We start from the raw sequence: 10,666 nt of genomic DNA on the forward strand, positions 1-10,666 counted from the left end.
CAGCCATCTATATATTTTTTTGCTCGGTGCCAGCTTAGGCCAGCGGTGCGTGGTCCACAATCGCAAAATAACGGGCCACGCACGCCTTATTTACTTGCCTTTTTTGTCGCCATCTTTTGGCGCATCAGGATCATCCATCTTGCCGCGGTTCTCGACGATCTCGTCGATCAGGCCCCAGTCTTTGGCTTCTTCGGGCGACATGAAGTTGTCACGCTCAAGCGCTGCTTCGACTTTTTCCAGCGGCTGGCCGGTGTGTTTGACATAGATCTCGTTCAGGCGCGTTTTCAGCTTTTGCGTTTCCTGCGCGTGAATCATGATGTCCGTCGCCTGACCCTGATACCCGCCGGAGGGCTGGTGGACCATAACGCGGCTGTTGGGCAGCGAGAATCGCATGCCCTTTTCGCCCGCTTGCAGCAACAGCGACCCCATGGATGCCGCCTGCCCGATGACCAGCGTGGACACCTTCGGTTTGATGTACTGCATCGTGTCGTAGATCGACAGGCCAGAGGTCACAACGCCGCCGGGGCTGTTGATATACATGGAAATTTCCTTGGAGGGGTTCTCTGCCTCGAGGTGCAGAAGCTGCGCCACGATCAGCGACGACATGCCGTCATGCACAGGCCCGTTAAGGAAAATGATCCGCTCTTTCAGCAGACGCGAGAAGATGTCGTACGCACGTTCGCCCCGGCTGGTTTGTTCAACCACCATAGGGACCAGCGTGTTCATATATGTATCATGTGGATCGTTCATAAAGCCTGCCTGATATTGCCGTTCGCCGGACCATACCCGCGAAACCTTGGCTTAAGATTAATCGCGCCACCTAGGGGGTTCAAGGGGGGCAGGACCGATCATCCCATTGGCTTTGGATTTGGCCCTGCGCCACCGCCCTGCCCCGCTGATCTGTGCCGCGGATACCGGCAGCCGATTTTCGCCCACATCCTGCCCGTTCCTGCGCTAGGGTGGCGCGCAACACAGCCCACCGCCGCGCGACCTGTCACAGAACTGTCATCAAAGCGGAACACGTTTGTAGCACATCGCGACGACATAAGGCGCAACCGCGAGTCACCTCGCCAAACGCAATGCCAGAGGCACTGCCCGACACAATAAAGGAATAGCCATGACACGTCGCCAAATCCTCGATGATCCCGAAATCGGCAACAAGGCCGAAGCCTTTGAAGCCTTCGACGACATCCCCACCAACCCCAATCTGCAGCGCACCATCGGCGATGTGATCAACGCGCGCTACGGACGCCGCGACATCTTGCGCGGCATGCTGGGGGTCACGGCGACAACCGCATTGTTCGGCACCTCGGCGATGGTCGCGCCGCGTCAAGCAAGTGCCGCCACCGCCGACAGCCGCTATGTCTTTGACGAACTGGCATGGGGCAATGACGAGACCCATCATGTGGCCGATGGCTATGACGCCAATGTGCTGCTGCGGTGGGGTGATCCGATCACCGCCGACGCGCCCGAATTCGACGTGATGAACCAGACCGCGGCGGCGCAGCTCAAGCAGTTCGGCTATAACAATGACTACGTGGGCTTTGTCCCGCTGAATGATGAGGGCAGCCGCGGGTTGCTTTGTGTGAACCACGAATACACCAACGAAGAGGTGATGTTCTCCGGGCTTGGCCGTCAGGACCGCGCGCAATTTTCCGGCATGACGCCCGCGCTGATCGACATTGAAATGGCCGCCCACGGTGGTTCGGTGGTCGAGATCGCCAAGGACGACGCCGGGGTCTGGCAGGTGGTGCGCGACGGCAAGATGAACCGCCGCATCACCCCGCTGGACACCGCGATGACCATCGACGGCCCCGCCGCGGGCCATGCGCGGATGAAGACCAACGACGACCCCGACGGGGTGAATGTGATCGGCACGCTGAACAACTGCGCGGGGGGGCTGACCCCTTGGGGGACGTGGCTCATGGCCGAGGAGAACTTCCACGGCTATTTCTGGAGCGACCAGCTGGACGCGGACGGCAAACCCGTGATCGCCAATGACCACCCCGAAGCCGCGTCCTACAAACGCTATGGCGTGCCGGGCATGTGGTACGCCTGGGGCGCGCAATACGACCGTTTCAACATCGATAAAGAACCCCTCGCCCCCAATAAATTCGGCTGGGTGGTCGAGGTGGACCCGATGGACCCGACCTCTACCCCCGTCAAACACACCGCTTTGGGCCGCTTCCGCCACGAAGGTGCGGAAACCACGGTCAGTAGTGACGGGCGTCTGGTGATCTATATGGGCGACGACAACCGCTTTGATTACCAGTATAAATACGTCTCGGGGGGCAAGGTCTCGGACGACCGGGCGGCCAACGCCAAACTGCTGAGCGACGGCACGCTTTATGTCGCGCGCTTTGACGAAGATGGCACGGTGACCTGGCTGCCGCTGACCCACGGCACAGGCCCGCTGACGGCTGAAAACGGCTTCAATGACCAAGGCGACGTGATGATCGACACGCGGATCGCGGCCGATCTGCTGGGCGCGACCCCGATGGACCGCCCCGAAGACGCGCAGCCCCGTGGCGACGGCACGGCCTATATCATGCTGACAAACAACACAAAACGCACAGAGGATGAGGTGAACGCCGCCAACCCGCGTGCCGACAGCAGCTTTGGCCACATCATCGAGATCAAGGAAGACGGCGGCAACCACGCGGCAACGCAGGGGCGCTGGTCGATCCTTGTGAAATGCGGCGATCCGTCGGTGTCGGACGTGGGCGCACAATGGAACCCCGAAACCTCCGAAAACGGGTGGTTCGGCAGCCCCGACAACTGCGCTATCGACGCCGATGGCCGCCTGTGGGTCAGCACGGATCAGGGCAGCAACTGGGCCAAGACGGGCAAATCTGACGGGCTTTATGCCGTGGAAACCGAAGGCGAGGCACGCGGCACGTCCAAGCTGTTCTTCCGCTGCCCCGTCGGCGGAGAGATGTGCGGCCCCTACTTTACCGACGACGGCGAGACGCTGTTTGTCGCCGTGCAGCACCCCGGCACGGACGGGACCAAGAACATCCCCGGGTTCGAGCGTGAAAGCACCTTTGAAGATCCCGCCACCCGCTGGCCCGATTTCGATCCCAAGATGCCCCCGCGCCCTGCGGTGGTTGTGGTCACCAAACAGGGCGGCGGCAAGATCGCCGTCTGACGCCCCGACCCTATTCCAACCAAATTCATTTCAAAATCTCTGCGCCCAAGGGTTCCCCCCCTTGGGCGCAATTTCTTTGTCGCTCCGGTAAATGTGAATCATCTTTACAAAACTAGTTTTATAGTTTTATTTGGTGCTATGACAGAACATCAAACAACTGCCCGCGCCCTCGCCGCCCTTGGCCATGATACCCGCCTCGCGATCTTTCGCCTGCTTGTCCGCGCCGGTGATGACGCGCTGACCGTCGGAGAGATCGGTGCCCATCTCAATGCGGCCCCCTCCACCCTTGCCCATCACCTTGGGGCATTGGTCGATGCGGGGCTGATCATCCAGCGCCGCGACGGGCGCAACATCGTAAACCGCGTCGATTTCAACGTGATGCGGGCGACGCTTTCGTTTCTCACCTCGGAATGCTGTACCGGCGTTTCGCTCAAGAAGGAGACCGCCGCATGACCGACCTGCCCCACCCCGCGCGCAGCCCGCTCAGGTCGCTGGCCCATCACATCTGGACCCAAGAACGCGTGTGGCTGGTCGGTATCGCGGTGCTGGCCGCTGTCGCAGCCCTCGATCTGCCGCTTGCCGTGACCAGCGTGCAATTTACCGCGACCAACCTACTGGATGTCGCGCCCTTCCTGATCCTGTCCATCGCGGTTGCCGCCTACGCCGGTGCCACGGGGGCCGACGGGCTGATCGCACGCGCTTTTACCGGATCACCCGCCATGATGATTGCCATTGCAGCACTGGCCGGCGGGGTCTCGCCCTTCTGTTCATGCGGGGTGATCCCCTTGATCGCGGCGCTGCTGGCGATGGGGGTGCCCCTGTCTGCCGTCATGGCCTTCTGGCTGGCCTCGCCCGTCATGGACCCGTCGATGTTCGTGCTGACCACCGGCGTTCTGGGGGTGGAGTTCGCGGTGGCCAAGACCATCGCGGCCGTCGGGCTCGGGGTGTTTGGCGGGATCATAGTGCATCTGCTGTCCCGCGCGGGTGGCTTGACCGACCCGCTGCGCGACGGCGTGGGCAATGGCGGCTGTGGCGCGTCGAAGGTGCGCGCATCGCACCCCGTGGTTTGGGCCTTCTGGCACGACAAGACGCGATCCGCCAAATTCCTGCGCGAGGCCGCCAAGACCACGATCTTCCTGACCAAATGGCTGACGCTGGCGTTCCTGCTTGAAAGCCTCATGCTCGCGTGGATTCCCGCAGAGCTGGTGACCCGCGCCCTTGGCGGCAGCGGGCTGGCCCCGATCGGGATCGCGACCTTGGTGGGGGTGCCGGCCTATCTGAACGGCTATGCCGCGCTGCCGCTGGTGGGCGGGCTGATCGGACAGGGCATGGCCCCCGGTGCGGGTCTGTCGTTTCTGGTCGCGGGCGGGGTGACCTCCCTGCCCGCGGCCATCGCCGTCTGGGCCTTGGTCAAACGCCCTGTCTTCGCGCTGTATATCGGGATCGCACTGACAGGGTCATTTGCCTCGGGGCTGCTGTTTCAACTTTGGGCGTCGCTTTGACGCCCGAAGCGGGGCTTACTTTGCCAGACAGCTGGTAAAGGCTGCGGCCAGATCGCGCAGCAAAGCGGGGTACATGTCCACCCCCGGCTCAAGCGCGGCGCCAATCGGATCAAGCGAGGCGGATTTCAGCGCCGTGCCGTCTTGGAGTGCCTCAATCAGACCGGCGTTGAACTGGGGCTCGGTAAAGACGCAGGCGGCCTGCGTGTCCTTCACCACATCGCGCACCTCGGCCAGACGCGCGGCACTGGGGGCGGCCCCATCGCTAAGAGAGATCGCAGCACTTGCCTCGACATCAAAGCGGGCTTCGAAATAGTGATAGGCGTCGTGGAAGACGACAAACTTCTGCCCCCGAAGCGGCGTCAGCTCGGCCTGGATACCGGCTTGAAGATCTACCAGCTGCGCTTGGGCCTGCGCAGCGTTGTCCGTGTAAAGCGCTGCGTTTTCAGGGTCTTGCGCGGACAAGCTTGCAGCGATGGCATCCAGCCAGACGACTGCGTTCTGCGGATCTAGCCAGATATGCGGGTCCAGCGCGCCGGGTGCATGATTATGTCCGGCGTGAGCGTCTGTCTCTTCATGTGCGTCATGGTCGTGATCATCATGACCGTCGTGGTCATCGTGACCTTCATGATCCCCATGAACATGGGCTTCGAACGCAACGCCGCTGCGGTTGGTCAGCAGGCGGATACCCTCTACGTCTTGCAAGGTCAGACGTTCGGCCCCCTGCGCCAGACTGCTCATCGGCTCTTCAAGCCACGGAGCCAGCGACGGACCGACCCAGACCACCAGATCGGCCTTGGCCACAGCGCGCGCCTCGCTGGGGCGCATGGCATAGCTGTGGGGCGACGCGCCGGGCGGGATGATCAGATCGGGGCTGCCTGCACCCTGCATGACCATAGAAACCAACGAATGTACCGGCGCGATATCGGTGGCGACACGGGGCACCTCTGCATGGGCCAGACCGGCAGAGAAAAGAAGGGTTGTGCAAAGCAGGCGGCGCATTGGCGGGCTCCTATTAATGTTATACTATAACCTTGATAGATCACACGTTATAACATATCAACACCGAACCCTGCTACGGAGGCGAAATATGTCGACCATTGGATTTGAAACACATGATCACGGGGCGTGCGTCGACGACGCGATGGCCGCCGCAGAGGCGCGTTGCGCGGCCTCGGACCTTCGGCTGACACCGATACGTCGCCGCGTGCTGGAACTGCTGCTGGCCGAACACCGCGCCTTGGGGGCCTATGATATTCTGGGGCATCTCTCTGCCGAAGGGCTTGGGGCGCAGCCGCCCGTGGCCTATCGCGCGCTGGACTTTCTGGTGAAAGCGGGGCTTGCCCACCGGATCGAGGCGTTGAACGCCTATATCGCCTGCAGCCACGTCGGTGCCGATCACACGCCGGCCTTCCTGATCTGCCGCAGTTGCCAATCGGTCGCTGAAAGCGACACGACGTTGACCCAAGGGCGTTTGGGCGATGCGGCCCGCGCGGCGGGGTTCCAGATTGAACGCACGGTGATCGAGGCGCAGGGCCTCTGCCCTTCCTGTCAGGACGGAGCCACCGCATGAGCCTGATCGCCACCCAGAACCTGACACTGCGCATTGGCGGGCAAACGGTGCTGCGCGACGTTGATATCGCTGTCGAGCCGGGCGAGATCGTGACCATCGTCGGCCCCAACGGGTCGGGCAAGTCGAGCTTGCTGCGGGCGTTGATCGGCGCGCTGAAACCCGCGTCGGGCACGATCACCCGTGCTGCGGATCTGCGTATCGGCTATGTCCCGCAGAAGCTGCAGATCGACGCGACGCTGCCGTTGACGGTGCATGGCTTTTTGAACCTGCCCCGCCGCCAGCCCCGCGAGACCATCGCGCAGGCGCTGCTACAGGCGGGAGTCACGGATCTGGCGAAAAAGCAGATGACCGACCTGTCGGGCGGCCAGTTCCAGCGCGTGTTGCTGGCACGCGCCCTGCTGAACAAACCCCATATCCTGATCCTCGACGAGGCGACGCAGGGGCTGGATCAACCCGGTTCTGCCGCGTTTTACCGTCAGATCGAAGAGGTCCGCCGCGACATGGGCTGCGCCGTCTTGATGGTCAGCCATGATCTGCATGTGGTGATGGCGGCTTCGGATCGGGTGCTGTGCCTGAACGGTCATGTCTGCTGCGAAGGCACCCCCGAGATCGTCGCCGATGCGCCGGAATACCGCGCGTTGTTCGGCACTGGCACCCAAGGGGCGCTGGCGCTTTACCGGCACGAACATTCGCATTCGCATGATCATGCACATGATCATAGCCACATGCACGACCACGACCACACCCACGACCATGCGCAGGGCCATACCCATGGTGCCGGCTGCAACCACGCCCACGGGGACCAAGATGCTTGATGACTTTTTGATACGTGCCGGGCTTGCCGGTATCGGTGTGGCCTTTGCGGCCGCGCCTTTGGGCTGTTTCGTCGTCTGGCGGCGCATGGCCTATTTCGGGGATGCGACCTCGCACGCGGCGTTGCTGGGGGTCGCGCTGGCCTTGGCGTTCGAGCTGCCGATTTTCGCGGGGGTGCTGTTGGTGGCCCTGTCGATGGCGCTGATTGTGACGGCGCTGAACGGGCGCAGCCTGGGCACGGATACGCTGCTGGGGGTGCTGGCCCACGGGGCCTTGGCCATCGGTCTTGTGGCGGTGTCGCTGCTGCCGAACCAGCGTGTCGACCTCAGCGCCTATCTGTTCGGAGAGATCCTGGCCGTGACCAAGACCGATCTTGCGATCATCTGGAGCGGGGCCGTCCTGTCGATCGCGCTGCTGGTCTGGCGCTGGCAGGCATTGCTGTCGTCCACGCTGAACCCCGATCTGGCGACCGCCAGCGGGGTCAATCCGCGCCGTGAACAGCTGATTTTGACGCTGGCGCTGGCAGTGACGGTCGCGGTTGCCATCAAGGTGGTTGGCGCGCTGCTGATCGCGGCGATGCTGATCATCCCCGCCGCCGCCGCCCGCCCCTTTGCCCGCACGCCCGAAGTCATGGCCATGACGGCCTGCATCATCGGGATAATCGCCGCCTTGGGCGGGCTGGCCGCGTCCTTCACGCTCGACACGCCGACGGGGCCCAGCATCGTCAGCGTCGCGGCGGTGCTGTTCGTGCTGTCGTCTGGCGTGGCCCCGTTGCTGAAACGCTAGGCGCTGATCTGCACATACAGCAAGGGCCGCAGCATCACGCTGCGGCCCTTGCTGTTTCGGGGGTGGCCCTATTCGGTCAGGCGGCTGCCGCAAGGGATTGCGACGGACGCCCGGTGCTCACCAGACTATGCGGGAAGAAGACCGAGAATTTGGTGCCCTTGCCCACCGTGCTGGAGACCGAGATATCGCCCCCATGCGCCAGCGCCAGCTTCTTGCAGATCGCCAGCCCGAGCCCTGTACCGCCTTCTGACCGGTTGTCGGCGCTTTCGATCTGGGTAAAGGCCTGGAAGATCGATTCCAGATCCTTCTGCTCCATCCCGACACCATTGTCTTCGACCTCGAAGCGGAAGCCGCCGCCGTCCACTTCGGCCCGCAGGAAGATATCCTTGCCCTTGGAAAACTTGAGCGCATTGCCCACCAGATTGATCAGGATCTGCAAGCAGCGGCCACGGTCGGCGATCACGTCAAGGCTGCCGTCGGGGATATGCAGGGTCACATCCTTGCCCTGCGCCATGCCCTGAAACTGGTCCTCGACCTGCGCCAGCAGCGCCCGTGTGGGGAATGTCGTCTTGGCCAGTTTGATGTCGTTCAGCTCGATGCTGGTATAGTCGAGAATATCGTTGATGATCGTCAGCAGGTGGTTGCCCGCGAATTTGACGCGCTGGCCATAAAGCTCTGCCTGATCCCCGATGATATTATAGTGTTTTTCGGTGATCGGCTCACCTGGCGACAGTTTGGCCGTGGTCGTGGTCTTGAGCTTGGTCAGGAAGCCCGCATAGCCGATCACAATCGTCAACGGCGTGCGCAATTCGTGGCTGAGGACGCTCATGAATTCGGATTTCGCGCGGCTCGCCCCTTCGGCAGCGTCGCGGGCCTTGCGCAGCTCTTCGATGCTTTCCATGCGGGTCCGGTTTTCGATGAAATAGGTGAACAGACCGCCCAGGGTGATTGTCGTCGCCGTGCCTGCGATCACCAGTGCCAGCAGCTTGTATTCTTCAGGGTTGGTATAGCCGGGTTTCAGCCCGATGCAGTCCACGCTGAACGCTGCCATGCCGGTGAAATGCAGCCCGATGATGGCCAGCGTCAGGACGCCCGTCATTTGCAGCCCGCTCCACCGTGCGCTGCGGCTGCCCAGATAAAGCGCGGCAGTCGACAGGACCACCGCCAGAATAACAGACCCGATGAGGTAGCCACGGTCCCATGTCACCACGCCTTCAACGCGGTAGGCCACCATGCCGGTGTAATGCATCGCCGATACCGCAACGCCAAAGATCGTACCGCCGATGATCGTGCTCGCGAGCGACCGGAACATGCCCGCCACCATGATGCCCACGGTCGACCCTGTAATCGCGATCAACAGCGAGACAAAGGTCAGTTGTAGGTTAAAGGTTACCGGTGCCGAAGGCTGATACGCGAGGATTGCGATAAAATGCGTACACCAGACCGCAACGCCCGCCGTGATCGCCGTGAGGAAGTACCAGATCAGCGCCTGCCTGCGCGGGCGCCCCAAGGCGTGCTGATACAAACGCGACACCACCCAGCAGCCAAAGGCGCAAAGCAGCCCGGCCAGAAGCACGAGACCAAGGTCGTGATCATGATGGATCGTATGGGCTACTTTGAACATGTCGGCGCACTCTACCTGTTGATTACCGGACAGTTAATCGGCGGAGAAAACGGCAGATTTGAGGCGTGTTTACGTTATACTGGTGGTAACCAAGAAAAATTTCCGGTCTTTTTTTACCATGGGAAACAACAGCTTGCAGGGTGCCAATCCGGCGGAAACGGCCAGTATATAAGGGCTGATGCCGCCGCGACGGCTGCACTTCAAGCAAAGCGCAGGGGGCTGAACGCCCGCCTATTGCCCTTTGATCTTGATTGAATACTGCCGCCGCGCGCCAGCGGGGGGGCGCGGGAAAGGGGCGGCCTTGCGGATCACCGATACCGCCGCCCGGTCCAGCGCGGCAGAGCCGGACCCCCGTGCGACTGACACAGAAGCCAACCCGCCATTGCTGGCGATGGCAAAAGAGATCGTCGCGGTGCCCGTGGTCCGGACCCGCGGCTTGCCCGCCCGCGAGATGCGGCGCATGACCTGACCGGGGTAGTTGCTGGCGGCGGCATTGCCTTGCGCCGATGCCGCGGCTTGGCGTTTGCCGGTGCTCGTGGATTTGGCCGATGCGCTTTGACCCGACGAAGACCCTTTGGTCGCATTGCGCTGCGCATTGCCACGTGCGGCGGCTTGCTGCGTTGCTTTCTTCTTGGCGGCTTGCTGCTCTGCCGCGCGCCGTTCACGCTCTGCCTGCTCTTGCTTGGCGCGGGCCTGGGCGATTTTGGCAGCGGTTTCAGGGTTCTTGCGCATGGGGCGGCGCGACAGGACGGGGGCGTCGCTATCGGGGTCTTGCGCCTGCAGGGTTTCGGGCGGCGGTGCGACTTGCGCGCTCTCGGAGGGGGGCACGGCCAGCGGTGTAGGTGCCAAGGCGGCGGGTGCTGCGGGGGCCGCAGGCGTCACCGCTGCCACATCGGGCGGGGTCACGGGCTGCGCCTGCTCCGGCGGGGTAACCGGCTCGGCCTGCTCGGGCGCAAGGCCGACGCCGTCGATATAGGCGCCAGAGGCATCCAGACGGCCTTCGCCCAACAGCGCCCGCACGCCGGTCTCGCCGACCTTGTCGAACTTATCGATGGTGCGCAGCACGTCGTCCCGTTTGGGGTCCGCCTCGGCGAGGCCCATTGCCTCCAGCACCCCGTTGAGCACCTTGCGGTTGTTCACCCGTACCAGATAGTCGCCGCGCGGAATGCCGACCGTTTCCAGCGTGTCCGACAGCATCATGCAGATTTCAGCGTCAGCCGCCA

General features: G+C 62.7%; 11 protein-coding genes. 7 read left to right on the top strand and 4 right to left on the bottom strand.

The window, feature by feature from the left end; genetic code table 11:
* Positions 1-90 precede the first annotated feature (90 nt).
* Complete coding sequence (locus tag CBB63_RS08655; protein WP_009826714.1) at positions 91-750, bottom strand: ATP-dependent Clp protease proteolytic subunit; 660 nt, start codon at positions 748-750, stop codon at positions 91-93.
* A 367-nt stretch (positions 751-1,117) separates the two neighbouring features.
* Between CBB63_RS08655 and CBB63_RS08660 the strand changes: the two genes are divergently transcribed.
* The 3 genes from CBB63_RS08660 to CBB63_RS08670 all read left to right on the top strand — a co-directional run bounded on the left by CBB63_RS08660 (position 1,118) and on the right by CBB63_RS08670 (position 4,650).
* The gene (locus tag CBB63_RS08660; RefSeq protein ID WP_286698852.1) at positions 1,118-3,148 is read left to right on the top strand and encodes a PhoX family protein; all 2,031 of its coding nucleotides are present in this window, start codon (positions 1,118-1,120) and stop codon (positions 3,146-3,148) included.
* A 138-nt stretch (positions 3,149-3,286) separates the two neighbouring features.
* Positions 3,287-3,601, top strand: coding sequence for an ArsR/SmtB family transcription factor (locus CBB63_RS08665; RefSeq protein WP_286698853.1), 315 nt, complete (start codon positions 3,287-3,289; stop codon positions 3,599-3,601).
* Positions 3,598-4,650: a permease gene (locus CBB63_RS08670; protein WP_286698854.1), complete on the top strand. Its 1,053-nt coding sequence runs from the start codon at positions 3,598-3,600 to the stop codon at positions 4,648-4,650. Before CBB63_RS08665 ends, CBB63_RS08670 begins: the two co-directional genes overlap by 4 nt.
* Positions 4,651-4,665: 15 nt before the next feature.
* Here the strand turns inward: CBB63_RS08670 and CBB63_RS08675 are convergent, their stop codons facing one another.
* Positions 4,666-5,649, bottom strand: coding sequence for a zinc ABC transporter substrate-binding protein (locus tag CBB63_RS08675; protein ID WP_286698855.1), 984 nt, complete (start codon positions 5,647-5,649; stop codon positions 4,666-4,668).
* An 88-nt stretch (positions 5,650-5,737) separates the two neighbouring features.
* Here CBB63_RS08675 and CBB63_RS08680 point away from each other — a divergent pair, with 88 nt between their 5' ends.
* Genes CBB63_RS08680 through CBB63_RS08690 form a run of 3 tightly spaced genes read left to right on the top strand, consistent with a single transcriptional unit; the run spans position 5,738 to position 7,819 of the window.
* Complete coding sequence (locus CBB63_RS08680) at positions 5,738-6,220, top strand: Fur family transcriptional regulator (RefSeq protein WP_005852777.1); 483 nt, start codon at positions 5,738-5,740, stop codon at positions 6,218-6,220.
* Positions 6,217-7,035, top strand: coding sequence for a metal ABC transporter ATP-binding protein (locus CBB63_RS08685; protein ID WP_286698856.1), 819 nt, complete (start codon positions 6,217-6,219; stop codon positions 7,033-7,035). The genes CBB63_RS08680 and CBB63_RS08685 overlap by 4 nt, the downstream gene beginning before the upstream one ends.
* The gene (locus tag CBB63_RS08690; RefSeq protein WP_286698857.1) at positions 7,028-7,819 is read left to right on the top strand and encodes an iron chelate uptake ABC transporter family permease subunit; all 792 of its coding nucleotides are present in this window, start codon (positions 7,028-7,030) and stop codon (positions 7,817-7,819) included. Before CBB63_RS08685 ends, CBB63_RS08690 begins: the two co-directional genes overlap by 8 nt.
* A gap of 76 nt (positions 7,820-7,895) precedes the next feature.
* On the opposite strand, the gene CBB63_RS08695 is transcribed toward CBB63_RS08690, so the two are convergent.
* Complete coding sequence (locus tag CBB63_RS08695) at positions 7,896-9,443, bottom strand: MHYT domain-containing protein (protein WP_286698858.1); 1,548 nt, start codon at positions 9,441-9,443, stop codon at positions 7,896-7,898.
* Between CBB63_RS08695 and CBB63_RS08700 the strand changes: the two genes are divergently transcribed.
* Positions 9,414-9,698: a hypothetical protein gene (locus tag CBB63_RS08700; RefSeq protein ID WP_286698859.1), complete on the top strand. Its 285-nt coding sequence runs from the start codon at positions 9,414-9,416 to the stop codon at positions 9,696-9,698. The genes CBB63_RS08695 and CBB63_RS08700 overlap by 30 nt on opposite strands.
* Here CBB63_RS08700 and tolA read toward each other — a convergent pair.
* Positions 9,675-10,666: cell envelope integrity protein TolA (tolA, locus tag CBB63_RS08705; RefSeq protein ID WP_286698860.1), on the bottom strand; the 992-nt coding region annotated here is incomplete at its 5' end. The two genes, CBB63_RS08700 and tolA, sit on opposite strands and share 24 nt — an antisense overlap.

Origin of the sequence: Sulfitobacter sp. TMED3, assembly GCF_002167505.1 — a bacterium.
GTDB lineage: Bacteria > Pseudomonadota > Alphaproteobacteria > Rhodobacterales > Rhodobacteraceae > Sulfitobacter > Sulfitobacter pontiacus.

Excerpts from the sequence above, each read along its gene's own strand:
- CBB63_RS08655 (WP_009826714.1), bottom strand. The coding sequence starts at position 750 with ATGAACGATCCACATGATACATATATGAACACGCTGGTCCCTATGGTG.
- CBB63_RS08660 (WP_286698852.1), top strand. The coding sequence starts at position 1,118 with ATGACACGTCGCCAAATCCTCGATGATCCCGAAATCGGCAACAAGGCC.
- CBB63_RS08665 (WP_286698853.1), top strand. The coding sequence starts at position 3,287 with ATGACAGAACATCAAACAACTGCCCGCGCCCTCGCCGCCCTTGGCCAT.
- CBB63_RS08670 (WP_286698854.1), top strand. The coding sequence starts at position 3,598 with ATGACCGACCTGCCCCACCCCGCGCGCAGCCCGCTCAGGTCGCTGGCC.
- CBB63_RS08675 (WP_286698855.1), bottom strand. The coding sequence starts at position 5,649 with ATGCGCCGCCTGCTTTGCACAACCCTTCTTTTCTCTGCCGGTCTGGCC.
- CBB63_RS08680 (WP_005852777.1), top strand. The coding sequence starts at position 5,738 with ATGTCGACCATTGGATTTGAAACACATGATCACGGGGCGTGCGTCGAC.
- CBB63_RS08685 (WP_286698856.1), top strand. The coding sequence starts at position 6,217 with ATGAGCCTGATCGCCACCCAGAACCTGACACTGCGCATTGGCGGGCAA.
- CBB63_RS08690 (WP_286698857.1), top strand. The coding sequence starts at position 7,028 with ATGCTTGATGACTTTTTGATACGTGCCGGGCTTGCCGGTATCGGTGTG.
- CBB63_RS08700 (WP_286698859.1), top strand. The coding sequence starts at position 9,414 with ATGATGGATCGTATGGGCTACTTTGAACATGTCGGCGCACTCTACCTG.
- CBB63_RS08695 (WP_286698858.1), bottom strand. The coding sequence starts at position 9,443 with ATGTTCAAAGTAGCCCATACGATCCATCATGATCACGACCTTGGTCTC.